We start from the raw sequence: 25,598 nt of genomic DNA, 5'->3' as shown, positions 1-25,598 counted from the left end.
GCACCGCACTGCCGAGACGATCATGAGCCGCAAGCACGCCTTCCAGTTCCTCGACCTGCCCCGGACCATGCCGCAGCGCATCCCGGTTGAGCTGCGCACCTCCGGCGACTGGGGTGAGCTGTACGGAAAGTTCGGCAAGGAAGACGCGCAGTACCAGGCCGGACGTTGCCTGGACTGCGGCAATCCGTACTGCAGCTGGAAGTGCCCGGTGCACAACGCCATCCCGCAATGGCTGCAGCTGGTGCAGGAAAACCGCATCCACGAAGCGGCCACGCTGTGCCACAGCACCAACCCGTTGCCGGAAGTGTGCGGCCGTGTGTGCCCGCAGGATCGCCTGTGCGAAGGCAGCTGCACGCTGGAGGAGTTTGGCGCAGTCACCATCGGCGCGGTGGAGAAGTACATCGTCGACACGGCACTGGCCACCGGCTGGCGGCCGGATATGACCGCGGTGCAGCCCACCGGCCACACGGTGGCCGTGATCGGTGCCGGCCCGGCAGGCCTGGCCTGTGCCGATCGCCTGGCGCATGCCGGCATCACCGCGGTGGTCTACGACCGCTACGAGCAGGTCGGTGGCCTGCTGCAGTTCGGCATCCCCAGTTTCAAGCTGGACAAGGACGTGATCCGCCGCCGCCGCGACGTGCTTGAAGGCATGGGCGTGCAGTTCCGCCTCGGTGTGGAGATCGGCCGCGACATCAGCCTGCAGCAGTTGCTGGACACCCACGATGCAGTATTCGTCGGTACCGGCGCCTACCGCTACACCGATGGTGGCCTCGACGGCCAGGACCTGAAGGGCGTGCTGCCGGCACTGCCGTTCCTGGTGCAGAACAGCCGCATCGTCGGCGGCGATGATCCGCAGGGCCGGCCGATCGCCGGCTGGGAAGACCAGATCGCCCTGCCCGACCTCAATGGGAAGCGCGTGGTGGTCCTCGGCGGTGGCGACACCGGCATGGACTGCGTGCGCAGTGCGGTGCGACTGGGTGCCGCCAAGGTCACCTGCGCCTACCGCCGCGACGAAGCCAACATGCCGGGCAGCGCGCGCGAAGTGGCCAATGCACGCGAGGAAGGCGTGCGCTTCCTGTTCAACCGCCAGCCGCTGTCGATCGAAGCCGGCGCCGATGACGAGGTGATCGGGGTGACGGTCATCGAGACGCGTCTGGGCGAACCCGATGCCAACGGCCGCCAGAACGCGGTGCAGATCGAGGGCAGCGAGTCGCTGCTGGAAGCGGACGTGGTGATCATCGCGTTCGGCTTCTCGCCCAGTGTGCCGTCGTGGCTGGCCGAGCACGGCGTGGAAGGCCAGGCCAATGGCCGCATCCTTGCTGGAGGCAAGGGCAAGCTGCCCTTCCAGACTGCCCATCCGCGCCTGTTCGCCGGTGGCGACGCGGTGCGTGGTGCCGACCTGGTGGTGACCGCGGTGGCCGAAGGTCGCGACGCCGCCGCCAGCATCGTCCGGCTACTGGCGCACTGACAGACCGGCCAGCGGTGTCAGCACCGCGGCGAGCGTGGCATGCAGTGCCTGGCGCTCAACCGGCTTGGCGATGAAACGATCGATGCCAGCGTCGAGGCAGGCCTGACGGGTACTGTCGAGCACGCTGGCGGTCAACGCGATGATCGGCACACTTGCCGCATCGGCACGCGGATCGGCGCGGATCGCGCGGGCCAGCGCAAAGCCGTCCATGCCCGGCATGTGGCAGTCGGTGATGACCAGCGCGAACGGTTGCGTCTGCCACGCCTGCCAGGCCTGCTCGCCACTGGCGGTGGCATGCACCTGCAGGCCCAGCTCCCGCAGGCGCTGGACCAGCAGCTGCAGGTTGGTGGGATGGTCTTCGGCAACCAGTACCCGCACCGGCGGCAACGCTGGCAGGCCAGCCGCATCATCACGATGCTCCACCGACGGCGCCTCACAGGCCGGCAGGTACAGGTCCAGCCACACCGTGGTGCCCGCGCCCGGCGTGCTGCACAGGTGCAGTTGCCCGCCCATCGACGCCGCAAGCTCCCGGCAGATCGCCAGGCCCAGGCCGCTGCCGCCGAAGCGCCGGGTGGTGGAGGCGTCGGCCTGGGTAAACGCTGCGAACACCGCCCGCTGGCGCTCGCGGCTGATGCCCACCCCAGTATCGGTCACCTGCAGCCGCAGCTGCTGGCCATGCTCGCGCTGGTGCAGCACCCGCACCTGCAGGTCCACCCCACCCTGCAGGGTGAATTTCAGCGCGTTGCCCGCCAGGTTGAACAGGATCTGGCGCAGGTGCAGCGCATCCGCCAACGACCCACGCTGAAGCGCGGGATCCACCTCGCAGCGCAGATGCAGACCTTTGCTTGCCGCCACCGGAGCCAGCAGGCGCTGCACCGCCCGCAGCAGTCCGGCCAGATCGGTGGGCAGGCACTGCGGTGACCGTGGCCCCGACTGCAGGCGTTGGCTGTGCAGCACGTCATCGAGGATCTGTCGCAGCATCTGCGCGGCATCATCGATGGTCGCCAGTACCTGGCGCTGGCGCGCATCCAGTGCGCCGCTGCCCAGGCACTCCAGCATCCCCAGCAGCGTGCTCATCGGCGTGCGGATCTCGTGGCTCATGGTGGCCAGGAAATGGGTCTTCGCGGCGGCATCCTGCTCCGCGTCACGCCGGGCATCGTTCAACGCCTGCGTACGTGCGCGCGCCTCGGTGACATCCATCCAGTATCCGCTCCATTCCACGCCGCTGTCGCTGCAGGCAATCGGTCGCCCGTGCGAACGTACCCAGCGCCAGCCGTTGGGGCCGCGCGTGCGGAAAGTGATGTCGATGGGCCCGCGCACCAGTGCGGCGGCGTCGACGCAGGCCAGCACCGAGCGGCGGTCCTGCGGATGGACTGCGGCCAGCAGACTGCCATGGTCGACCCGCGCGGTATCCACGCTGATCCCGAACAGCGCGTGCACGTCGCCGGCAATATGGGGAACGCTGTACTCGCCGGTGCTGCTGCGCCGCGCCCGGTACACCACCGCCGGCAGGTTGGCGGTGACGTCCTGCAGGCGCTGTTCCAGGGCCTGCCTGCGCAGGCCTTCGCGGTGCAGCCGCCAGTAGCCGAACGCATACACCAGGCCCATCGTCAGCAGCACCAGCAGCACAGCGATCGACCCGCGCAGGGGCGACACCGGCGCGTGGCCGCGACGAGGGGACGTCACGATCCAGCGTGCCCGCAATGCCTCGCGCTGCTCCTGTGTCATGCCTGCCTGCAGCTGGTTGAAGCGGGCCACCAGATGCGCGCACGCCGGCAGTGCGGCCAATACCAGTGCATCGCTGAAGCCGGCCGGCGCTGCCACGTCCAGCGCGTCGCCCGGCTGATTGCGCAGCGTGGCTTCCACGTCCACCAGGTTGCCCACCACCGCATCGACCTGGCCGCTGCTCAGCAGCCGCAGTGCCGTGTCCAATGTCGCCACCTGCAGCAGCGGCACGGCCGCACCCGACTCCTCCAGCATCCGGGCAAGTGGCACGATGTCGGGGCTGGCCACGCCGCGGCCGTGCAGTCCGTCGAGGCCGATGATCGGCAGCGCGTCGGGGCGTCGCACGATCACCTGCGGCACCTGCAGGTAGGGCACGCTGGCCATCCAGCCTTTCGGCTTCTGCGCACGCGGCCAGCCAAGCACGGCCTGGGTCCCGGCAGGCAGCGCGCCGGCGGCCAGCGCCGTCGCCGCGACCGGTGTGGCGCGCAGCGTGGGGTACTGCTCCTGCAGCAGCGCCAGGTAGGCGGCCACCAGGCCCTGTGGCGTGTCGTCCAGACTGGATGACAACGGTGCGCGGTCAGCGGGGTAGGCAAGCAGGATGGGGCCTTCGCACTGTCCGGCCCAGGCCTGTGCTGACAACAGCGACAGGGCGACGATGCGGGCCAACGGGCCAGCGACATTCACGGTGGACATCCTCATGTCGCATGCAGGGGCATGGCCGCATCGCGGTACGACCTCCCGTCACGCTAGCGACGCGCTTCCCAGCAACAATGAGGAAATTTGTAAAACCCTCCGAAACCGTCAATAGCGACATACACTGCCGCTTCTACCGATCCCGGAGCTTTCGATGCGCATCGGCCTGGCCGCCAACCGTCTCCATCACAACGACGCGCGCGCGGCACTGTTCCGCTGGCTGCGCGCCAGCGAACCCGGGCTGCGCGAACTGGGCGTGACGCTGTGTGCGGTCGGACGTACCCACGATGCGATCCAGCGCAACGGTTTCCTTGCCGGTTACGACGGCCTGCAGCGCTATCCGTACGGTCGCGAAGGCGGGTTGATGAAGCTGGTGGCCGAAGTGGTGGGCATGGGCGCCGAGCGTACGCTGGACGGTGCGGTCTATCTGATGGATCCGGTGGATCCTTCCTCGGTGTTCCCCGAGGCGACCGCGCTCAAGCGCCAGTGCGTGATCCACGGCAAGCCTTTCATTTCCACCGTGGCCACCGCCCGCGACTGGATCGAGGTGGAGCGCGTCCATGCTGGCCTGGCCGCCGATGCCGGCGCCGACGACCTGCATGCGTTCGAAGGGCAGACGCTGGCGTTGATCGCGCACGATGCGATGAAGCCGGCGATGCTGGCGTTCGCCGATGAACACTTCGACGTGCTGGCGCGCTTCGGCGAACGTGTAGCCACCGGTACCACCGGCCAGCGCTTGAACGAGCTGGCCTGGAGCCGCGGCTGGCCCGCGGATACGGCATGGGTGACGCGCTACCAGAGCGGTCCGATGGGGGGCGATGCGCAGATTGCCGACCGCGTGCTGGAAGGTCGTTGCCAGCGCGCGATCTTCTTCGAGGATCCGCATGTGGCGCGCCAGCATGAAGCGGACATCCAGCTGCTGGAGCGGGCGGTGACCACGGTGACCGATCAGGCAGTGTGCATCACCGCTCCGCGGGTGGCGGCGCGATGGGCGGAGGCGGCGGCATTGCGCGTGGGTCGATGAGGTTTTCGGCCAACGGCTGAGCCCCTCGTGGTGGGGGGCGTAGAGCTGGATTGCCAGGGTTTGGCCGGGCGAGGTGGATTGCGCAGGGGTCGCTGCAAGTACGTCCATGTAAGCTCGGTCGCCGCATCCATGTGGCTCACGCCCCTGCGCAATCCACCTCGCCCGGCCACGGACAGTTTCCGTGCTCACCACGGAAGAGAAAAAGAAGAGCAGGAGCCAAGCGGGTCGCGCGCTGCGCGCGCTTCAGTAGCCGCAGCCCATGCTCGGCTGCTCTTGGTCGCGGTGGCTGAACATCCGCGCCGCGCGCGATAGCCGAGCATGGCTCGGCTCTACAAAAGCACAGCGCTACAGAAGCTGGCGGAGCATTGCTTTCAATCTGCGCCCTTCCAGCTGGAAATAGTCGCGCTGCGCACGCCAGTCGGGGAAGCGTTGTTCCACTTCGTGCCAGAACGCCGGCGAGTGGTTGGCCTGGATCAGGTGGCAGAGTTCGTGCACCAGCACGTATTCGAACGCGGCGGGGCTGCCCAGTACCAGTGCCAGATCCAACGCCATGCTGCCGTCTGGGGCCAGCGAGCCCCATTGCGAGGACATCACCTTCAAGCGCAGGCGGCTGGGCGCGCGCGGCAGGCCGGGCAGGTACTTCGGCAGCCAGCGGCCGACATCGGCGCGGGTCTGTGCTTCGTAGAACTCGCGCAGCAGGCGGCGCAGGGTCGCGTCGCCGCCACGGCTCGGCCATTGCACGCAGGCGCCGTGTTCGTCGATTTCCAGTCGTGCGTAGCGGCCTTCCTGCCAGCGCAGCGGCAACAGTTCGCCGCGCAGCGGCAGCACACCGTCGACACCTGGCTGCAACGCGGCGGGCAGTCCATGCCCCTGGTAAAGGCGCAGCTGCAGGCCCAGCCAGTCACGATGCTGTTCGAGGAAGCGCTCGCCCATCACCAGGCTGGCGCGCGGCGGCAATGTCAGTCGTGCACCGCGCTCATCGACGCTGAGCTTGATCCGGCGCGCGCGCGGATCGCGCACGCGCAGTACCTCGATCTCGACATCCTCCAGCCGCAGGCGAACGGTGTCGCGCTGTACGGTGGCGGGAGGGACCGGCGAGATCAGGCGGCGCAGCAGACGGCTCATGGTCCCAGCATAGCGCCGTGCGGGGCCGCCGGATGACCGGCGGCCGACGGCCTGCCTGTTCAGTCAGCCTTGCTGAGCTTGAAGGCTTCTTCAAGCAGCAGGAACAGGCGGCGGATCTCCGCGCTCTGCAGGGCGAAGCGGGCGTCGAACTCGGCACGGCGGCCGTCTTCGTCCGCGTGCTCCAGCTGGTCCAGCGCGCCGTCCAGGAACTTCAGCTTGCGCACGATCAGGTCGTCGCCCAGCACGAAGGACAGGTTGTCCTCGAACACCAGGGCCAGCTTGGTCACCTGCTTGCCGGCGTCCAGGTGCTTGTCGATCTCGTCGCAGCGCAGTTCCTGGTGCTGGCACTTGACCACCGCGCCGCCCTCCACCGGATCCTTCATCTCGCACTCCTCACCCAGGCTGAAGCCGGTGGGCAGGGGCTCGCCGGCGATCCAGCCGGTCAGGATCGAACGCGGCGCGACTTCGGCGTTCAGCGGCATCGCCGGGAAGCTGCCGAGCAGGCCACGGATGTCGGACATGAAGTATTCGCCGGTCTTGCGGCTGGAGGTGTCCACCACCACGTAGCCGTGCAGCTGGTCGATGAAGGCATCGTTGCGCGAGGACTTCACGAAGGCGCGCGGCAGCAGTTCATGCAGCAGGTCGTCCTTCATGCGCTTGCGCTCGCGGCCACCGGGGCGGCGGCCTTCCTTCTCTTCGATCTCTTCCAGCTTGCGCTCGAGCAGGTCGTTGACCACCGCGCCGGGCAGGATCTTGTCCTCGCCACCGACGGTCAGCCACAGGTGTTCGGCAATGCGGTGCGAGAGGGCTTCCTTCTCTTCGCGGCCGAACGGCGAGATGAAACCACGCGAGTTCATTTCCAGCGCGCCGACCGGCTTGAGCAGGGCGTGCGGCAGCAGGGTATCGACTTCGGAAAAATCAGTGGAGGTCGGGAAGCGGAAGAACGTCAGGTTGCGAAAGAACATGGAATTCCGGTGTCTGAAGAAGAAGGGCGCCCGACCTTAAACGGCAGGCGTCTCGGGAACTGCGTCGGCCAGCCAGGCATCGGCATGCGCCGCATCGCCACGGCGGCCCAGGGCCATGAAATCGAACAGGGCGGCATCGGCCAGCTGCGCAGGTCGCACGTCGGCCATCGCACGTGCGATCTGTTCGATGCGCCCGGGATGGTCCTGGTCCCACTGCTTGAGCATCAGGCCGACCTGCCGACGCTGCAGGTTTTCCTGGCTGCCGCACAGGGTGCAGGGAATGATCGGGAAGCGGCGGGCCTGCGCGTACTGCGCGATGTCGTGCTCGCGCACGTACGCCAGCGGGCGGATCACCACGTGCTGTCCATCGTCGCTGAGCAGCTTCGGTGGCATGGCGGCCAGCTTGGCATGGTGGAACAGGTTCAGGAAGAACGTAGCCACCACGTCATCGCAATGATGACCCAGCGCGATCTTGCTGAAGCCATGCACCTTGGCGTGGTTGTACAGCGCGCCACGGCGCAGGCGCGAGCACAGCGAACACATCGTCCGGCCTTCCGGGATGACCCGGCTGACCACCGAATACGTGTCCTGCTCGATGATCTGGTACGGCACGCCCAGCCCGGCCAGGTACTCCGGCAGGACGTGCTCGGGGAAACCGGGCTGTTTCTGGTCCAGGTTCACCGCCACCAGCTCGAACGGCACCGGCGCCTTTTTCTGCAGCTGCAGCAGCAGGTCCAGCAGGGTGTAGCTGTCCTTGCCGCCGGACAGGCAGACCATGACCTTGTCGCCCGCTTCGATCATGCCGAAGTCGGCGATGGCCTGGCCGACCTGGCGGCGCAGGTGCTTGCCCAGCTTGTCCGCCCGGTGCCCGGCCACGCGCGGATCGCGCGAAGCGCGCTGCGGGGGATCGGGCAGGGAGATCACGGCGGACATGGCTCCATTCTACCGGCTTGCGGCAGCCCGGACCCGGGGTCGGGATTCCCCTCTCCCGGCAGTCATCGTCGCTGTGTATGCTCGGAGACCGTGGACACCTACAACCCCGCCGAAATCGTCGAACGCCTCGTCGCCCTGCGTGCCGAGCACCGGTCGCTGGATGAACAGATCGCGCGCATGGCCGCCAACGGCGAAGATGAGCTGGAGTTCAAGCGCCTGAAGCGGCGCAAGCTGCAGTTGAAGGACTGCATCACCAAGCTGGAAAGCCTGCAGATTCCGGACGAGCCGGCGTAACCGGTGGCCCATCCACGCATGGCGTGGATCTACTGCAGCCCCACGTCCGCCCCGAAGTCCGGTAGCGACCCGGAAACCTATGGATCCACGCCATGCCGGGATGTCCCAGTAGATCCACGCCATGCGTGGATGCTGCCTGCTTCAACGCGGCAGCACCAGCTCCGCATTCCAGGCCGCCTCGCCGTCCACGGTCAGGTCGCAGCGGCGCAGGTTGCCGGCACCGGTGCAGCGCAGCCACAGCGGATGGCCGTACCAGTCACCGCCAAGACCCTGCCGAGCGGCGGGTTCATCACCGCTGATACGCACCTCGCCAGCCAGCCACAGGCGGTAGCGCGCCGGTTGCCCGGTCTTTGCCTCGATACACAGGCGCACCGGCGCATCGGCCAGCCGCCCGGGCAGGGTGTCGTCCACACAGGCCTCTGCAGCCTGCACCGAAGCAACCGCAAGGCCTGCGGCCGCGACCACCGCGGCCAGGCCCGACAGGCGCCGCAGGTTCAATCCTGCGGTGCCGGTTCGTCCGGGCGCGCGGCTTCCGGGCTGACCCGTTCGATGGTGTGGCGCAGTTCGCGGCCGAGGATGAACTTGGCATCCTTGGCCCAGGCGTCCAGGCGCTCGTCGAACAGCAGCTTGCTGTTCTCGTCCGGCCACACCAGGCGCAGCTCGCGCAGCTTCTGGATAAAGCCGCGGAACAGCGACTTGTCGAAGAATTCCGGCGCGGCCGGCGCATAGAGCAGGCTCAGGCGCTGCGCGGCCTGCTGGCACAGGCTTTCCAGTTCGGCGGCGCCGAGCGTGCCCGGGCCGTTCTTCACCAGCACCGAAATGGCGATGTAGTAGCGCTCGAACGCCTGCTGCAGCGAATGGCCGATCGCACGCAGGCGGAACACTTCGTCGGTCTGCCCGGTGTTGCGCGCAAGGATGCCGCCGTCGTCTTCGTTGACGTTCTGCAGCAGGCCCTCGCGCACGAACACGTCGATGGTCTGGTCGATGCGCTGGGCGAACTCGTCCTCGGTCCAGGGCAGGAACAGTTCGGCCTGCAGGAACGGGTACACCGTGCGGCCCAGCTGGACCAGGCCGGTGCGGCTCATGCGGCGGTTGTTCTGGAAGCAGCAGGCCACCCACGACGACGCGGTGAACAGGTGCACCACGTTGTTGCGGAAGTAGCTCAGCAGCACTGCGGTATCGCCGCTGACGCTGAGCACGTCGCCCAGCGGGTGCTTGATGCGGGTAAGGACGTTGATCTCTTCGGCGTGGGCGATGATGCGCTCCGGCGAGTGCGGGGTCACCGTCACCCGGCCCGAATACGGCATCTCCACCAGCAGGGTCTTGCACAGCTCGATCTGCGCGATCAGGTCGGCCTCGCCCATCGCATGCTTGGGCGTGGACAGCAGGGCCAGCGCCAGCAGGTTGATCGGATTGACGTCGGCCGCGCCGTTGATGCGCACCTGGATGCGCTCGGCCAGGGTGTCGACGGTGGTCGACAGCCACGAGGGCTTCTCGTCCTCGGACACCGCCTCGCCACCCCACTCCGGGGCCTTCTCGGCCAATACATCGTTCAGCGCGATCGGTTCGCCGAAGTTCACCACCACCTGGCCGTAGTTCTGCTTGAGCACCTTGGGGATGCCCCACAGCAGCTGCCAGATCGATTCCTTTTCCTTCGGCCGCCCGGACAGTTCATCCAGGTAGCTGCCGCCCTCCATCAGCTTCTCGTAGCCGATGTAGATGGGCTGGAACAGCACCGGCTTGCGCGGCTGGCGCAGGAACGCGCGCAGGGTCATCGAGATCATGCCGCCCTTGGGCTGCAGCAGGCGACCGGTACGCGAGCGCCCACCCTCGACGAAGTACTCGATGGAATAGCCGCCTGCGACCAGCTGCGCGACGTATTCGCTGAGCACCGCCGAGTACAGCGCGTTGCCACGGATCGAACGGCGGATGAAGAACGCACCGCCCTTGCGCAGCAGGGTGCCGACCACCGGCAGGTTCAGGTTGATGCCGGCCACGATGTGCGGCGGCACGATACCGCGGTCGTACAGCAGGTAGGACAGCAGCAGGTAGTCCATGTGGCTGCGGTGGCTGGGCACGTAGACCACTTCGTGGCCCGGCGCGGCGGCCTTGAACTTGTCCAGGTGGTGCACCAGCACGCCGGCGTAGATGCGGTTCCACACGTGGCTGAGCATGAAGCTTGCCGAGCGCACCACCGGGCTGGAATAGTCCGCGGCGATTTCCCAGGCGTAGGCGTGCGCCTTCTTCCAGGCATCACTGGTTTTGCTGTTGTCGCGCTTGGCCTGGGAGGCGATCGCTTCGCGCACCGTCTCGGCGGCCAGCACCTGGTCCACCAGCAGGCGCCGGGTCGACAGGTCAGGACCAATCACCGACTCGCGGATGCGGCGGAAATGGGTACGCAGCACGCGCTGCAGCTTGCGCACCGTACGCTCGGGCTCCAGGCCCTCGTCGATGGTCGAGCGCAGCGAGATCGGCGGTGCGAAGCGGACGATGGTGTTGCGGCCGTTCAGCAGCAGGCCGAGCAGGCGGCGGAAACGGCCGACCAGCGCCCAGTTTTCCGAGAACAGCACGGCGAACCAGCCGCTCTGCTTGTCCGGGGCGCGGCCGACGAAGATCGATACCGGCACCAGGTGCACATCCAGGTCGTCGCGCACGCGATGGGCCTGCAGGACCTTGGCCAGCGAATCGGAATGGGTCTTGGCGCCGCGCTGCTCGGGAATCAGCGAGTTGCTGGAGCTGCGGCGCGACAGGGCCAGGTAGGCGCGCTTGCGGCCAGTGGGGTCACCGGCCAGCGGCACCAGCGGCGACGGCAGGCCGGCCTGGCGGCAGGCCTTGTCCAGGATCAGTGCGTTGGACAGGCCGTAGTCTTCCAGCACGTACATGACCGGGCGGCCATCGTTGTACTGGCCCGGGTCTTCCGGCTCGATCTTCAGCGACAGCCAGGGCTCCACCAGACGCCCGAGCAGGCGCGCCCACAGCGGGCGGCGGCCGGCAGGACGCGCGTGCACGGGCGTCGCCGCTGGCGGCGTGCCGGCGTCGGTCGAGGGGGACGCCGGCGCCGTGTCGGCGGGCGTCGGCTGGGATTCTTCGCCGGGGAACGGCAGCGGGTTCTGTTTCGACATCGACGTCATTATGGCTTAGCCGATGGCGTTGCCGCTTCCCCATCGGTTGCGGGGGCGGGTACAGGCTCTGGCGCGGCGGCGGCGCGGGCGGCATCGGCCTGGCGCAACAGGGCGTCGGTATCGGCCAGGGTGCGGGTCAGGTACCAATGGCCCTCGCGCCGGCTCAGCGGCACCTGCACGGTCATCGCGCGGCCGGCAAGCTCGTACTGCAGGCGTACCAGGGCGTTGTCGCCCTCCACCGACAGCAGCTCACCACGCACGCTGCGCAGCGCCTCGTCCACGCCCAGGCCATAGCTGGCCAGCACGGCCTTGACGGTGTGGATGAACGGCGCCAGCTGCTGCAGGCTGCCTTCCATGCCCGCGGCCTGAAGGCCGGCATCGTCTTGGAAACCGACCTTGGCGGCGGCACCGACGAGGGCCGCGATGCTGCTGCGGGCCCTGGCGCGGTCGCTGATGGGCGCGTCCTGGGCCCAGGCCGCCAGGGTCTGCACCAGCTGGATGTAATGCGCCTGCTGGCCAGGTGTGTAGCCCTTCTGGTGCCGCAGGTACTGCACGCCGAAGTTGCCCATCGACTGCGCGGCCTGGCGTACGGCGCGGGCCTGTCCGGCCAGCTGGCGGTCGAAACTGCGCTGCAGCTGCGTGCTGGCGCCGGGCTCACGCAGCGCCGCCAGCATCGGCAGCAACTGGTCGCCGAGCGGCAGCCCCGTCAGCGGCCATTGGCTGTGGCCATCGGCCCAGGCCTGCTGCAGGCGCTGATACTGGCTGGGCGGCACCGACAGCTTTGCGTAGCCGATCAGATCGTCCTCGGCCAGCCGTTGCGCCATCGCCTGTACCGCGGCGACAGGCTCGGCCGGCGCGGCGGCCGGATCGCTGCCGGATTCACGACACGCGGCGATGGCCAGCAGCAGCATGGCCGCCAGCCCCCATCCCCGCGCAGACCTTCCTCGCACTACAACGCTCATGCAATCGGACTCCCCGGACCGGTCCGCATCTTGCGGCCTGCGACGTGACAGCGGCAAGCCGGGGCGTCACGGTTTCCGCCATGGCACGTACTGCATGGTGGCTCCATGCCGCGCGCCGACGGGCCTCCCCGCACCGGGCAGACAAAAAAAAGAGCCCGGATCACAGGGATCGCGGACTCTTCAAACCGGCGCAAGGCCGGTGGACAGTTGTGGCGCATGTCCGGCCCGAAGACCGGATGGCGGCGATCCTACGCTGCCCGCAAAGTTAACGCAACACATGACAAAACATCATTCAACTCATTGATTTTATTGAATCAATCGCGTTGCCAGACCGCTTCTATGAAATCTACGGCATGTTTTTCGGCGATTCGGGCATAAACGCCGGGGTAGCCGGCCAGCGCGCAGCCTTCGCCCCAGCTGACGACACCGAACTGGGTCCAGCCCTCGCGCAGGCGCAGCAGCAGCGGACCACCGGAATCGCCCTGGCAGCTGTCGATCCCCTCGCGGCCGGCGCAGATGACCTTGCCGCGTGACAGCTCTCCTGCATACGCCTGCTGGCACTCGGCGAAGGGCACGAACGGGGTCTGCACCGTCTGCAGCTGGGTGGGATAGACCCGCCCGTCAGTGATATCGGTGTCGCCCCAGCCGATCACCGTGAACTCCCGGCCCGGTTTGAGATAGCTGGCATCGGACCGCAACCGCAGCGCCACCGGCTGCGCATCGGCCAACGGCGCACTCAGGTGGATCAAGGCGACGTCATGCTCCAGCGAATTGCCGCTGTTGAACGCCGGATGGACATGGATGGCCTTGACGTTGGATGCGCGTGCCGATGGCTCGGTGGACAACGCGGTGACGCCGCCCAGCACGGCCAGATCACCGGGACGATCACCCTCCACGCAGTGCGAGGCCGTCAGCACCCATGAGGGGGAAATCAGTGTGGCACCACACCAGTGGCGACCATGGTCACTGTCGCCGTACGACAGGCGCTGGATGCTGACCATGAACGGGTAGTCACCGGGCCTGGCGGCCTCGCCGCCGATGATGCGCGGCGCTTCGCGGGGCTGGGGTGCCGCCGCAGCGGGAAAGACGATGGCGGCGGCCAACAGGCTGCCGAACAGCAAAGAGGTGCTGCGATACATATCCGTGTACTCCTCTATCGATGGTTGGAACCGGCACGGCCGCGGTCCGTGCTGGTGCATCGATTGATAGAGGTCACTCCACCCGCGCAGCGCGATGTGGCGCACAGTTTCCCGGGCTGGGGTCGGGTGCGTCAGGGCAACAAACACAAATGCGAACGCCACCCCGCATTCGGCGGGATGGCGTTCGTGGTGCCGGCGTGACCGCCGTCGGAGCGGGGCTCAGCGCGCGGCCAGAGCCGTCGCGATTTCCTGCTGGATCGCCCGTGCTGCGGCCTGCGGATCAGATGCCAGGCGGATCGGACGGCCGACCACGATGGCATCGGCGCCATCGGCAAAGGCCTGCGCCACGCCCACGGTGCGCTTCTGGTCATCGCCGACCGGGCCACCGGGGCGGATGCCCGGGCAGACGATCGAGAAACCGGCCCCGGTAGCGGCACGGATCGGACCCGCTTCCTGGCCGGAGGCGATCACACCGTCGATGCCAGCAGCCTGTGCGGCCAGCGCGCGTTCGACCACGACCTCCACCGGCTCGCGGTCGATGCCCATCTGCGCCAGATCCGCGCGGCCCATCGAGGTCAGCACGGTCACTGCCAGCAGGCGCATGTCGCCGCTGTTGGCGGCCGCACAGGCCTCCATCATCGCCGGGTGCCAGCCGTGGATGGTGGCGTAGCTGACCGGCCACTGCGCCAGGCGCTTGATCACCGCTGCGGCGGTGGCCGGGATGTCGAAGAACTTCAGGTCGACGAACACGCGCTTGTCGCGGCGGGCCAGCTCGTCCAGCACCTGGAAGTACTCGCCGGAGGCGAGCAGTTCCATGCCGATCTTGTAGAACGCCACGCTGTCGCCAAGGCGGTCGACCCACTCAAGCGCCTGCACGCGGTCAGGCACGTCCAGCGCGAAGATCAGGCGCTCGTCATCGCGCAGCGGCAGCGGCGCGCGGCTCACGGTGCGTAGTCCAGGGCTGCGCGCTTGGCGTCGTGGCGGGCCTGGCGCGACTGGCTGTAGTCGTTGTTGAACTGCGCCGGCTCGAAGCCGCCGTAGGTCGGGTTCGGCAGCATCCACCAGCGCTCGCCGAACCAGTCGTGGTACTGCTGCAGCAGCGCGTCACGGCCGTCATTGGTGTTGGCGGTCACTTCGACGAAATCGCCCAGCTGGTCGCCGAACTGCATCAGCACGCGGTATTTCTGCCCGGCCAGGCGGCGGCGGCAGTTCTTCTCGCTGCCGGCCTGCTCGCAGCCTTCGACCACGGTGCCCAGGCCCAGGAACACGCTGTCGTCGGCCACCGGCAGGCCCTGCTCGCGCAGGTTGGCCAGGGTCGCGTCCTTCAGGTGCACGGCGCGGTTGGAGATGTACAGCAGGGTCACGCCCTTGGCGTTGGCGGCCTTGGCGAAATCGACCACGCCCGGAATGGCCTTGGCCTTCTTTTCGGCCACCCACTGGTCCCAGGTCAGCTCGTCGTATTCCTTGCCGTCGCGCACCAGGCGCGCCTGGTAGGGCGAGTTGTCCAGCACGGTCTCGTCCACGTCCAGCACCACGGCCGGCTTCAGGCCCTTGGCCTCGTTGCCTCGTTCTTCCGGCACCAGCGCATCCCAGTGGGCTTCCTTCAGCGCGGCGTCCAGGCGGTCGGCGGCGGCGCGGTAGGTCTGCTCGGTGATCGCCTTGTACTCCTGCGCGCGCTGCATCCACAGCACTGCATTGAGGTTGTCATTGGCAGTGGCATCGAGCGCGCCGTCGGCCTTGGCAGCGGCGGCCGGGGCCTCCGGCGCAGCGGCTTCAGCGGCAGGCGCATCCACGCGCTTGCAGGCGGACAGGCCCAGCGCCGCAGTGGCGAGCAGGGTCAGGGACAGGGAAACGGGACGACGCATGGATTCACCGGCAATCAGATATACCGGCGCATTTTACCGGCAAAGGCGGTCCCGGGACGGCTATGCTTGGCGGTTGACCCGTTGCCCTTCCGGAGGCCGCCATGACCGATTCCACCCAGACCCCCGACGTCCCCCTGCTCGACGCCGTGCAGGCCCGCCTGCTGGGCTGCCTGGTGGAGAAGGAGGCGACCACCCCGGACACCTATCCGCTGACCGTCAATGCCGCCCAATCGGCCGCCAACCAGAAGACCGCCCGCGAGCCGGTGATGAACGTCGATGCCGGCAGCGTGCAACATGCGCTGCGCCAGCTGGAGGCGCTGGGCCTGGCCCGCCAGCACTTCTCCTCGCGCGCGGACCGCTATGAGCACCGCCTGCAGGCCGCGCTGGACCTGACCCGGCAGCAGACCGTGTTGCTGGCGCTGCTGCTGCTGCGTGGGCCGCAGACGCTGGGCGAGCTGGTCACGCGCAGCGAACGCCTGCACCGCTTCGCCGACACCGACGAGGCCCGCCACGCCATCGATCGCCTGCAGCAGCGCGCGCTGCTGGTGGTGCTGCCGCGCGCCAGCGGCCAGCGCGAAGACCGCTACATGCACCTGCTGTGCGGCGAAGTGGACGGCGCGGCGCTGGCGGCGAAGTACGCCAGCAGCGGCGGTGGCAGCAGCGATGCGGCCGACCCGGGCCTGGCCGAGCGCGTGGCCCAGCTGGAAGCGGCGGTGGCCGAACTGCAGGCACAGTTGGCCGAACTGCGCGGTTGAGGGGGTGGGTGCCGACCGTTGGTCGGCACTGCATCTGAATAGTGCCGACCAACGGTCAGCACCTACCATCAGCCGCTACTGTGCCGGCCAGCGGCCGGCACCTACCAACATGAGGGGTCAGACCTGCGCCGCACCGGGCGTTGCATACAACCGGCTCGGGCTGTCCACGCCCGGCAACTGGATCACCCCACGCACCTGCATGCCCAGCCCCAGCAGGATCTTCCCGGACACGACGTTGTCCAGATCGGTGATGCCATACAGATCGTGCAGGCCCAGCGCTCCGCGCGCATGCGCGAACACCGCCCGCGCCGCCTCACCGGCATAGCCCTGCCCGGCGAATTCCGACAGCACCGCATAGCCGATGTCCGGCCCCGGCAGGCCATCCCGCCGCACCAGCCCGGCGTTGCCCAGCCAGGCACCATCGGACAACCGCTCGATGGCATACATGCCGAAGCCATTCAACGCATAGCTGTGCAGCACCCGCAGCGCGATGTACTCGCGTGCCTGTTCTTCGTCGCGCACGTTGCGGTCACCGATGAAACGCACGAAGCCCGGATCGTTGAGCAGGGCCAGCATCGGTGCCGCATCACGGTCCGGTTCCAGGCGGCGCAGCCGCAGGCGTTCGCTTTCGATGGGATGCATGGGTGGGCTCCGGAAGGAATACCTCGATTTTGCAACGCCAGCGCCCGCCGTGCAGCACGCTCAGGCCAAGTGGGCCACTACGATGCGCAGCCTAGCCACATGCCCCGTCACGCGGGCCGAACAGGATCGGCCAGTAGCGCACGCACAGGCGATGGACGCATGCGGCGATCAGGCAGAACCCCATGCCCATCAGCGCCAACAGCAGCGGTGCGCCCCAGCGCAATCCCGGGTGCTGGATACGAGCCTTGGAAGGCATGCCGCCGGGATACAGCACCTGTACCTGTTCGCCGACCACGTACAGTGGTGCCCCGGTAGCAGAGGACGCGGTGAACTGAATCATCTGCCCCTGTGCGGTCTGGAACCTCACCACCGGGCGATGCAGGGTGATGTCACGTGCGGGCATCCCCTCCATTTCCGACCGGGCATCCTCTGCCTGGACGGCCACCACCGTTCCAGTTACGGAAACGGCCTTGCGCGCGAAACGCTGGACGTCCACGAACAGCCAGGCGGCGGCCAGAAGGATCAGCAGGCCCACGGCAAAGAAAAACAGCAAAAAACATCTGAGGAGGGTGGGCAGGGTGCTGGCCGGGTTGATCGATCAGCGTGCAGGTGCCGGCGCTGATCGGATGAAGGAGGTATCGACATGGTAGTAGCGCGGATTGCCCGGCATGACATGGACATCCAGTTCACGCCCACTCACCTGTGCACGGGGATCGGCCCAGAGATACGCACTGTGGAAGACATGCCATCGAGTGGTTTCAGGATCGCGCCAGGCGCAGACGATGACGAACGGATGCCTTCCCCCCGAAAATACTCCGCGATCGCGCTTGATCGCCCGGACCTTGGCTTGCACCCGTGTCCCGTGGCGAAGGAGCTGCCTGCGCCGCCATGCCCTCGCCGCCTGCGGCAGGTGCAGAATTCCCACCCCCAGCAAGAATGGGCCGCCGGTCACTCCCAGTATGACGCTCAGGCCCCAGGGTGATGAGAGCGAACGCACCAGGGCCTTGTCCGGGCGGTCCGGCAGGTACAGCACATCTACATGATCGCCCGTCATGTAGGCACGATGGCGGGTACGACCTGCGAAGAACCGCATCACTTGCCCGCTGCTGGTAGTGAAGTCCACCCAGTACAGGAACTTCACCCCTGAAGTGCGCGAACCACCGCGATCAACGCTGACGGCATCCACATGGGTGATCCTGCCATCGGCAATGACCGCCGCATCGAGGAAGCGCCTGGCCCCAACGTAGGCCAGAAGCGCTGAAACAAGCAGGACCAGGCCCAGCCCGAGGAAGGTACGGGTGAGAACAGCAGGGATATCGTTGGACACGATGAAGGACACGGCGCGCACTTCGGGTGCGCTCACACTAGGCCTTAACCCGATGCAGGCTCAAGGCCAGAAGCGTCAATCGGACGGATTGGAATACCACTTTAGTGGCTTTTCGATCCTCAATCGAACAGCGCCTCGATCGCGGCCAACCCCGCGCTCGCCCGTTCCTTCTTGCGCGCCGCATCGGCCACCGGGTCCGCGCCATCGCGCTGGATCTCCTCGGCCGGAATCTCCTCGAAGAACCGGCTCGGCTTCAGCCGCACATGCTCGCCGAACTTGCGCGTCAGCTTGCTGTAGCTCATCCACAGCTGGATCTTGGCGCGGGTGATGCCCACGTACAGCAGGCGACGTTCTTCCTGCAGGTTGCCCTCGTCCAGGCTGACCTGGTGCGGCAGCACGCCATCCTCGCAGCCGACGATGAACACGTACGGGAATTCCAGTCCCTTGGAGGCGTGCATGGTCATCATCCGTACCTGGTTGCCGCCCTCGTCCTTGTCGCTGCGCGACAACAGCGCCAGCTGGCCGGCCAGATCGGCAGCGGTGGCGCCACGCGGGCCACCCTCGAACCACTGCGCCAGCTCTTCGATGTTGTTGGCGCGACGCTGGTAGCTGGCTTCTTCCTTGGCCTGCTGGCGCAGCTCGCTGAGCAGGCCCGATTCCTTGGCGACCTTGCGGATCATGTCGCCGGAGCTGATCTGCCGCGTCTGCGCGCGCAGGTCACGCAGGATGTCGGTGAAGCGCGCCAGGCTGTTGGCCGCGCGCGGTGGCAACTGCTGCAGCGCGCCGATTGCCTCGGCGGCCTGCGCCATCGGCATGTCTTTTTCCGAGGCCAGTTCGGCCAGCTTGGCCAGGGTGCCCGCACCGACCTCGCGCTTGGGCGACTGCACCGCACGCAGGAACGCGGTGTCATCGTCCGGGTTGACCAGCAGCCGCAGCCAGGCCAGCGTGTCCTTCACTTCCTGGCGCTCCAGGAACATCGTGCCACCGGTCAGGTGGTAGGGGATACGCAGCAGCTGCATCGCCTTTTCCAGCGGACGCGACTGGAAGTTGCCGCGGAACAGGATGCAGAAATCGCTCCACGGCACGTTGCGCGTCTGCGCCACGAACGCGATCTCGGCGGCGACTTTCTCGGCCTCGTGTTCGCTGTTGCGGCACTCCCACACGCGGATGCGCTCGCCATCGGCCTGGTCGCTCCACAGCTTCTTCAGGTGTTCGTGCGGATTGTTGGCGATCAGCGCATTGGCCGCGCGCAGCACGCGGTTGGAACACCGGTAGTTCTGCTCCAGCTTGATGATTTCCAGGGCCGGGTAATCGCGCCCCATCTGCTGCAGGTTTTCCGGGTTGGCGCCACGCCAGGCGTAGATCGACTGGTCGTCATCGCCCACGCAGGTGAAGTTGCCCTTGTCACCGGCCAGCTGCTTGAGCAGGCGGTACTGCGCATCGTTGGTGTCCTGGCATTCGTCGACCAGCAGGTAGCCGATGCGTTCGCGCCAGGCCAGCGCGATGTCCGGGTTCTCTTCCAGGATCTGCACCGGCAGCCGGATCAGGTCATCGAAATCCACGGCGTTGAACGCGCTCAGGCGCAACTGGTAGCGCTCGTAGATGCCGGCCGCTTCCTTTTCACGATTGCTGCGCGCAGCGGCCATCGCCTGCTCCGGTGACAGTCCGGCGTTCTTGGCGCGCGACACCAGGTTCTTCATGTCCTCGATGTCGTCCGGCTTGGCGCCGTACATCAGGTCCTTGATCTGCGCGGCCGCGTCATCGGCATCGAAGATCGAGAAACCGCGCTTGAGCCCGACCGCGGCATGCTCGATCTGCAGGAACTTCAGGCCCAGCGCATGGAAGGTGCAGATGGTCACTTCATCGGCATCCTGCTCGCGCAGGCGTTTGGCCACGCGCTCGCGCATTTCCTTGGCCGACTTGTTGGTGAAGGTGATCGCGGCGATGCGCTTGGCCGGGTAGCGGCCACAGCCGATCAGGTGGGCGATCTTCTCCACGATCACGCGCGTCTTGCCACTGCCGGCGCCGGCGAGCACCAGCAGCGGTCCTTCGATGTGGAGGACGGCGGCAGCTTGGGGGGGATTGAGACCGTGCATTGGGGTGGGATTGTAGCGGGCGTTGGTGGCGGCCACAGCCGCCGGCCGGTGGGCTTGCTGAACAGCTTCGGCCGGTGCCGGGTGGCGTCGTACAATCGGCCGATGGCCAAGCTCTATTTCTACTATTCGGCGATGAACGCCGGCAAGACCACCACCCTGCTGCAGAGCGCGCACAACTACCGCGAGCGCGGCATGCGCGTGGCGATCCTGACCCCGCGCCTGGACGACCGTGCCGGCGCGGGCGTGGTCGCTTCGCGGATCGGCCTGCGCGCCGACGGCATGGCCTTCGAACGCGACACCGACCTGCAGCAGTGGGTCACGCAGGATCTGCAGGCCAACGGGCCGCTGGGTTGCGTGCTGGTGGACGAGGCGCAGTTCCTCAGCCGCAGCCAGGTCTGGCAGCTCAGCGAGGTGGTCGACCAGTTGCGCATCCCGGTGCTGTGCTATGGCCTGCGCACCGATTTCCGCGGCGAGTTGTTCGAGGGCAGCCAGTACCTGCTGGCCTGGGCCGACGAGATGCAGGAGATCAAGACGATCTGCCACAGCGGCAAGAAGGCGACCATGACCGTGCGCGTGGACGAGCACGGCCATGCCGTGCAGGACGGCCCGCAGGTGGAGATCGGCGGCAACGAGCGCTACGTCTCGGTCAGCCGCGCCGAGTTCAAGAAGATCACCCGGGGCGAGGGTCGGATCGATCCGGCGCAGGCACCGCTGCCGTTGTAAGGGTTTTTCGGCAGGGCTGCGCCCTGCACCTGCCGACGCGGTAGTGCCGGCCGCTGGCCGGCAACCTCAGAATCAACAGCAACAGCAACAGCTGGCATTCGGTGGGATGGCGGGGCGGTGTCGGATAGCGGGGACGCCGTAAACCCATCCTTGGGGGCTTGGCCGCGGCATCCATGCCGCGGACACCCCGCAATCCGACACCACCCCACCTCTGACAGTTTCCCGGTGTCTGGTAGATCCACGCCGTGCGTGGATGAATCTCCATCGAAATCGAATATTTCGAATTGGGATCGAAGAGCATCCACGCATGGCGTGGATCTACGTGTCGACCAAGGTCGACACCCACCAACAGCAGCGTGGTCGACACCCACCAAGAGCAGGCCATGCCATCCCGACAGATCGCGGAAATCTGTCGAAGGCGGGGTGGGTCCGGTTGCGGGGGTGTCCGCGGCATGGATGCCGCGGCCAAGCCCCCAGGGATGGGTTTACGGCGTCCCCCGCAACCGGACCCACCCCGCCATCCCACCGAATGCCAGCTTTTGACGTTGCCGTTGCCGTTGCTCCGGCCTCTGCGGGTGCAGGGCGCAGCCCTGCCGATAAACCCGTCAGTACAGCGTGCGCTCCGGCGCACCGGCCGGCGGCGGGGTGTACTGGTACAACCAGGTTTCGGTGAGGGTCTTGCCGCCACTGCGCAGGTACAGGCGGATGTCGATCTGCTCGGTGCTGCCCTCCGGCGGCACCAGGTCGAACATCGCGCGGTAGCCCTTGATCTCGCGCAACGGCCGCGCCGAGACGATCTCCACCCGGCCACGGCTGGTTTCGACAACCGCTTCGACGTCGGCCTTGTCGATCAGGCTGGCCAGTTCGCCGCCTTCGAAGTCCACCGCGAAACGCCACGAGAAATACTCCCGCTTCTTGCCGATCACCCCGCCCAGGCCGGTGCGGCTGGCCACGCAGTGGGCCAGCGGCGTATGCGCCGGCGGCTGTGCGCCCCAGTACAGGCGGTAGCCGACCAGCAGTTCCTGGCCCGGCTGCGGCTTTTCCTTCGGGTTCCAGAAGGCCACGATGTTGTCGAAGGTTTCATCGACGGTGGGAATCTCCACCAGCTGCACCGAGCCCTCGCCCCAGTCACCCTTCGGCTCTACCCACAGGCACGGGCGCTTCTCGTAGAACACGCCGTCGTCCTGGTAGTGATCGAAGTTGCGGTCACGCTGCAGCAGGCCGAAGCCACGCGGATTGCGGTCGACGAACATGTTGAAGCGCAGGTTGCGCGGGTTCAGCAGCGGCCGCCAGATCCATTCGCCAGCGCCGGTCCACAGCGACAGGCCATCGGTATCGTGGATCTCCGGGCGCCAGTCCCAGCCCATGCGGCGGTCGTTCTCGCCCACCTGGTACATGCTGGTGCAGGGCGCGATGCCCAGCCGCTCGATGGTCTTGCGCGGATACAGCGCGCTGTCGATGTCCATCAGCAGCACATCGCCGTTGGTGACGGCGAAACGGTAGGCACCGGCCACGCTGGGCGAATCCAGCAGCGCGTAGACGATGATCGTGTCCGAGTCGGCCGCCGGCTGTTCCAGGTAATAGGCGATGAAGTCCGGGAATTCCTCGGGCTTGCCCATGCCGGTGTCGATGGCCAGGCCACGCGCGGACTGGCCGTACTGGCCTTCCTTGCCCACGGCGCGGAAGTAGCTGGCCCCCAGGAACGCGGCGAAATCGCGGTCGGTGTCCTTGCGCGTGTTCAACCGGAACCCGGCAAAGCCGAGGTCGGCCGGCAGCTCACCGTTCTTCAACCCGCTCTTGCCGTAGTTGAACGCGGCGCCGTCATAGGCCAGTTCCTGTGCCTTGCCGTCGACCACGTCGTACATGCGCACGGGCGAATGGAAGTACAGGCCCAGATGGAAGAACTTGGCCTGGAATTTTCCCGGCTGGTCGGCCCACAAAGCATGGTCCTGGCGGTAGCCGATCGACTGGTACTGATCCCAGTCCAACGCCTCCAGCTTGCCCGGCAGTACCCGCTTGTGGCTCTGGTACGGCGCCTGTGCCAGCGCGCGCGCCTGACCCTTCAGGGTGGCGAAATCGAACGGCTGTGGCTGGCCAAGCCGGCGCAGCCCAAGCTGGCCACTCTTGCTGGCCGCACAGGCCGGCAGTGACGGCAGGCCGAAGGCGGCCAAGGCCAGGGAGGCATTGCGGATGAAGTCGCGTCGTTGCATGCAGGCGCGGGAGCAAAGGGAAGGTCGGCCATCATAGGCAGACAAACGTTAACGGGCAGCGGTGGAATCGATGCGCTGTTCAGCCTGCGCCAATGCCGCGATGCGTGCGTCGAGCTCCTGCAGGGCCGGCGCCTGTGGCCCGCGCTGGGCCAGCAGCAGCTGTCGTGCCTCGGCCAGCACGCTGCGGGCCTGCGCGGTCTGGCCGGCCTCCTGCAGGGCCTGCCCCTGTGCCAGCAGCGCCTGCGGCAGCAATGCGATGTGATCGGGCTGGCGCCAGATCGCCACTGCACGGGCATAGTGCGCCGCCGCTGCCGAGGGGTCGTCGCTGGCGCTGGCCCATTTCCCCAGGGCGAACTCGCCGTAGCCGATCTCACGATGATCCGGGCCCAGCGCGCCGAGCAGCTGTGCCTGCACCTGCCGCAGTTCCTGGCCGGCCAATGCGTACTGGCCACGCTGCAGGGCCAGCAGCGCGCGTGCGCGGCGTACCACCAGCGCCTCCGGGTGGCGCGGGCCCCATGCATCCTGCGCTGCCTGCCAGGCCTGCTCCAGCTCGGCCGCTGCCGCCTTCGTGTCGCCCTGGCGGGCCAGCACATCGCCCAGTTGCCGGTGCAGGCTGATCACCTGCGGGCTGCTGGCGTCGGCGCGCTGGCCAAGCAGCGCCAGCGCCTGCCGGTAGCCGGCCAGCGCAGCCGGCAGGCGTCCGGCGGTGGCCTCCAGCGCGGCCAGATCGGCCAGTGATTCAGCACGCCCGAAGCGCTCGACGAGCCCTTGGTGGCGCAGCGCCAGCGCCTGCTGGAACGACCGGCGCGCCGCATCGGCATCACCCAGCTGGGCCTGGCACCGCCCCAGCTGGCTGTGGAATTCGGCTACGGCCGCCGGCAGGGCCGCCGCCTCGCTGGCCGCCAGCGGTTGCAGCGGCTGCAGGTGCGCCAGGCACTCGCGCCCGCGGCCGAGCATGCGCAACGCTCGCCCGCGCTGGGTCACTGCCTCGATCTGCAGCGCCGGCGGCACCTCGCCCACCTCCTGCAGCAGCCGGCGCTGCTGGTCCAGGGTCTGCAGCGCCAACTGGTAGTCGCCCAGGCCGATGCGCAGGCGGCCGATCACCCCTTGCAGCTCGGCCAGCGCCAGCGGCTGGTCAGCCAGTTCGGCTTCGCCCCGTTGCTGACCAGTGGCCAGCAGCTGCGGCACGTCGAAATGGCCGTGGCGCTGGCTGGCCGCCTTGTCGAACAGGCCCACGGTGAAATCCTGCATGGCCTGCGCACGCGCCATTTCCACCCGCGCCTGGCGCGCCTGCCACAGGGCGATGGACGTGGTCAGCAGCAGCGCCAACACCGACAGCGTCGCCAAGGCCACGCCCCAGCGATGGCGGCCAATGTACTTGCGCACCCGGTAACCCACGCCCGGCGGTCGCGCCTGGATCGGCTGCCCCTGCAGGTAGCGGCGCAGGTCGCCGGCCAGCGCTTCGGCCGAGCTGTAGCGCTGCTGCGGATCCTTCTGCAGGGCTTTTTCCAACAGCACGTCCAGATCACCCCGCAATCGCTTCGCCTGCCGCTGCAGGGCGCGTTTCGGCGCTCCGGGCTCGGCGGCCAGCCGTTGCAGCAGCGCCGAGGCACGTGGCGCCTGCACATCCAGGATCGAGCGCTCCCATTCCGCGTCGCTGTGCCGGCGCAGGCGATAGGGCTTGTGCCCGGTGACCACCTCGAACAGCACCACGCCCAGCGAATAGACGTCGGTCAGGGTCGTCACCGCCTCGCCCCGCACCTGTTCCGGCGCGGCGTAGTGCAGGGTGAAAGCGCGGATTTCGGTGGCCGGATGGGCCGCGTTCGGATCGTCGTGGTCGAGCAGCTTGGCGATGCCGAAGTCGAGCAGTTTCACCGTGCCATCGGCGCGTACCAGAATGTTGGAGGGCTTCAGGTCGCGGTGCACCACCAGGTTCGCATGCGCATGGCTGACCACCGCGCAGACCTGCAGCATCAGCTGCAGACGCGCTTCCAGCGGCGGTTGCAGGCGCCGGCAGTAGTCACTGATCGGCTCGCCTTCCACGTAATCCAGCGCCAGGTAGGGCTGCCCGTGCTGGTCCACCCCGGCGTCCAGCAGTTGTGCCAGATGCGGGTGCTGCAGGCGGGCCAGGATCTGCCGCTCGCGGCCGAAGCGTTGACGCAGGCCGGGATCGGCGACGCCACTGCGCAGCAGCTTCAGTGCGACCTGGCGCTGGTACAGGCCATCGCAGCGCTCGGCCAGCCAGACCTCGCCCATGCCACCTTCACCGAGCGGGTGCAGCAGCCGATAGGGACCGACCTCGCTGCCGGCGCGCCCCGGCGGTGTGGCGGTCCACAGCGGCTGGGCCATGAACTCGTGGCTGTCGGCTTCCTGCTGCAGCAGGTGTTCCAGCTCGCGGCCCAGCGTGGGGTCCTGCGCGCTCAAGCGCTGCAGGCGCAGCTGGCGGGCGGCGGGTGCCAGCTCCAGCAGCTGGTCCAGCCAGGACGACAATTGCTGCCAGCGGGCGGTGTCCATGACGTGGGTGGCGGCG

The 25,598-nt window shown here is 67.7% G+C and carries 21 protein-coding genes; 5 read left to right on the top strand and 16 right to left on the bottom strand.

Annotated elements, in window-relative coordinates; translation table 11 throughout:
* Window positions 1–22 precede the first annotated feature (22 nt).
* Window positions 23–1,468 carry an FAD-dependent oxidoreductase gene (locus tag QP457_RS00420; protein WP_099819476.1) on the top strand — a complete coding sequence of 482 codons (1,446 nt, stop codon included), beginning with the start codon at window positions 23–25 and terminating at the stop codon, window positions 1,466–1,468.
* On the opposite strand, the gene QP457_RS00415 is transcribed toward QP457_RS00420, so the two are convergent.
* Window positions 1,454–3,892 (bottom strand): response regulator, encoded by a 2,439-nt coding sequence (locus QP457_RS00415; RefSeq protein ID WP_205405447.1) that lies wholly within the window; start codon window positions 3,890–3,892, stop codon window positions 1,454–1,456. The genes QP457_RS00420 and QP457_RS00415 overlap by 15 nt on opposite strands.
* A 148-nt stretch (window positions 3,893–4,040) precedes the next feature.
* Here QP457_RS00415 and QP457_RS00410 point away from each other — a divergent pair, with 148 nt between their 5' ends.
* Complete coding sequence (locus QP457_RS00410) at window positions 4,041–4,910, top strand: methylglyoxal synthase (RefSeq protein WP_180164679.1); 870 nt, start codon at window positions 4,041–4,043, stop codon at window positions 4,908–4,910.
* Between the two features lie 345 nt (window positions 4,911–5,255).
* On the opposite strand, the gene QP457_RS00405 is transcribed toward QP457_RS00410, so the two are convergent.
* The 3 genes from QP457_RS00405 to ttcA are packed head-to-tail and all read right to left on the bottom strand — an operon-like array spanning window position 5,256 to window position 7,933.
* Window positions 5,256–6,035: a SprT family zinc-dependent metalloprotease gene (locus tag QP457_RS00405; protein ID WP_180164681.1), complete on the bottom strand. Its 780-nt coding sequence runs from the start codon at window positions 6,033–6,035 to the stop codon at window positions 5,256–5,258.
* Window positions 6,036–6,094: 59 nt separating this feature from the next.
* A complete protein-coding gene (locus tag QP457_RS00400; RefSeq protein WP_089241793.1) occupies window positions 6,095–7,000 on the bottom strand; it encodes a recombination-associated protein RdgC in 906 nt (301 codons plus the stop codon).
* A gap of 36 nt (window positions 7,001–7,036) precedes the next feature.
* Window positions 7,037–7,933 carry a tRNA 2-thiocytidine(32) synthetase TtcA gene (ttcA, locus tag QP457_RS00395; protein ID WP_099819473.1) on the bottom strand — a complete coding sequence of 299 codons (897 nt, stop codon included), beginning with the start codon at window positions 7,931–7,933 and terminating at the stop codon, window positions 7,037–7,039.
* A 90-nt stretch (window positions 7,934–8,023) separates the two neighbouring features.
* Between ttcA and QP457_RS00390 the strand changes: the two genes are divergently transcribed.
* Window positions 8,024–8,227 carry a DUF465 domain-containing protein gene (locus tag QP457_RS00390; protein WP_093820272.1) on the top strand — a complete coding sequence of 68 codons (204 nt, stop codon included), beginning with the start codon at window positions 8,024–8,026 and terminating at the stop codon, window positions 8,225–8,227.
* A 141-nt stretch (window positions 8,228–8,368) separates the two neighbouring features.
* Here QP457_RS00390 and QP457_RS00385 read toward each other — a convergent pair whose 3' ends face one another.
* The 6 genes from QP457_RS00385 to QP457_RS00360 all read right to left on the bottom strand — a co-directional run bounded on the left by QP457_RS00385 (window position 8,369) and on the right by QP457_RS00360 (window position 15,315).
* Window positions 8,369–8,725: a hypothetical protein gene (locus QP457_RS00385; protein ID WP_205405448.1), complete on the bottom strand. Its 357-nt coding sequence runs from the start codon at window positions 8,723–8,725 to the stop codon at window positions 8,369–8,371.
* A complete protein-coding gene (gene plsB / locus QP457_RS00380) occupies window positions 8,722–11,358 on the bottom strand; it encodes a glycerol-3-phosphate 1-O-acyltransferase PlsB (RefSeq protein ID WP_099819471.1) in 2,637 nt (878 codons plus the stop codon). The genes QP457_RS00385 and plsB overlap by 4 nt, the downstream gene beginning before the upstream one ends.
* Window positions 11,358–12,311, bottom strand: a complete 954-nt coding sequence (locus QP457_RS00375; RefSeq protein ID WP_205405449.1) for a hypothetical protein — start codon at window positions 12,309–12,311, stop codon at window positions 11,358–11,360. The genes plsB and QP457_RS00375 overlap by 1 nt, the downstream gene beginning before the upstream one ends.
* A gap of 314 nt (window positions 12,312–12,625) precedes the next feature.
* Window positions 12,626–13,450: a serine protease gene (locus QP457_RS00370; protein ID WP_205405450.1), complete on the bottom strand. Its 825-nt coding sequence runs from the start codon at window positions 13,448–13,450 to the stop codon at window positions 12,626–12,628.
* Window positions 13,451–13,669: 219 nt separating this feature from the next.
* The gene (gene pyrF / locus QP457_RS00365) at window positions 13,670–14,395 is read right to left on the bottom strand and encodes an orotidine-5'-phosphate decarboxylase (protein ID WP_100554316.1); all 726 of its coding nucleotides are present in this window, start codon (window positions 14,393–14,395) and stop codon (window positions 13,670–13,672) included.
* Window positions 14,392–15,315 (bottom strand): 5'-nucleotidase, lipoprotein e(P4) family, encoded by a 924-nt coding sequence (locus QP457_RS00360; RefSeq protein ID WP_205405451.1) that lies wholly within the window; start codon window positions 15,313–15,315, stop codon window positions 14,392–14,394. Before QP457_RS00360 ends, pyrF begins: the two co-directional genes overlap by 4 nt.
* A 101-nt stretch (window positions 15,316–15,416) precedes the next feature.
* Between QP457_RS00360 and QP457_RS00355 the strand changes: the two genes are divergently transcribed.
* Window positions 15,417–16,070, top strand: a complete 654-nt coding sequence (locus QP457_RS00355) for a DUF480 domain-containing protein (protein ID WP_010487332.1) — start codon at window positions 15,417–15,419, stop codon at window positions 16,068–16,070.
* Between the two features lie 117 nt (window positions 16,071–16,187).
* On the opposite strand, the gene QP457_RS00350 is transcribed toward QP457_RS00355, so the two are convergent.
* From QP457_RS00350 to QP457_RS00335, 4 genes are all read right to left on the bottom strand, one after another.
* Entirely contained in the window at window positions 16,188–16,712 is a 525-nt protein-coding gene (locus tag QP457_RS00350) for a GNAT family N-acetyltransferase (RefSeq protein ID WP_049436172.1), read from the bottom strand.
* Window positions 16,713–16,803: 91 nt separating this feature from the next.
* The gene (locus QP457_RS00345) at window positions 16,804–17,289 is read right to left on the bottom strand and encodes a DUF3592 domain-containing protein (protein WP_338126699.1); all 486 of its coding nucleotides are present in this window, start codon (window positions 17,287–17,289) and stop codon (window positions 16,804–16,806) included.
* Window positions 17,290–17,310: 21 nt separating this feature from the next.
* Window positions 17,311–18,051, bottom strand: a complete 741-nt coding sequence (locus QP457_RS00340) for a DUF3592 domain-containing protein (RefSeq protein WP_205405453.1) — start codon at window positions 18,049–18,051, stop codon at window positions 17,311–17,313.
* A 107-nt stretch (window positions 18,052–18,158) separates the two neighbouring features.
* Window positions 18,159–20,135, bottom strand: coding sequence for a UvrD-helicase domain-containing protein (locus QP457_RS00335; protein WP_205405454.1), 1,977 nt, complete (start codon window positions 20,133–20,135; stop codon window positions 18,159–18,161).
* Between the two features lie 102 nt (window positions 20,136–20,237).
* On the opposite strand from QP457_RS00335, the gene QP457_RS00330 reads away from it, so the two are divergent.
* Window positions 20,238–20,858, top strand: a complete 621-nt coding sequence (locus QP457_RS00330; protein WP_099819678.1) for a thymidine kinase — start codon at window positions 20,238–20,240, stop codon at window positions 20,856–20,858.
* A 605-nt stretch (window positions 20,859–21,463) separates the two neighbouring features.
* Here QP457_RS00330 and QP457_RS00325 read toward each other — a convergent pair.
* Window positions 21,464–23,068 (bottom strand): glucan biosynthesis protein D, encoded by a 1,605-nt coding sequence (locus QP457_RS00325; protein WP_100461745.1) that lies wholly within the window; start codon window positions 23,066–23,068, stop codon window positions 21,464–21,466.
* A 48-nt stretch (window positions 23,069–23,116) separates the two neighbouring features.
* On the bottom strand, window positions 23,117–25,582 hold the full coding sequence (locus QP457_RS00320; RefSeq protein WP_205404651.1) for a serine/threonine-protein kinase: 2,466 nt from the start codon (window positions 25,580–25,582) through the stop codon (window positions 23,117–23,119).
* Between the last annotated feature and the right edge of the window lie 16 nt (window positions 25,583–25,598).

The sequence above is a fragment of the Stenotrophomonas sp. As-7 genome, from assembly GCF_030291015.1.
GTDB lineage: Bacteria > Pseudomonadota > Gammaproteobacteria > Xanthomonadales > Xanthomonadaceae > Stenotrophomonas > Stenotrophomonas lactitubi.
Note: the sequence above shows the minus strand (reverse complement) of the source record. Positions and strands in the feature narration are given on the sequence as shown.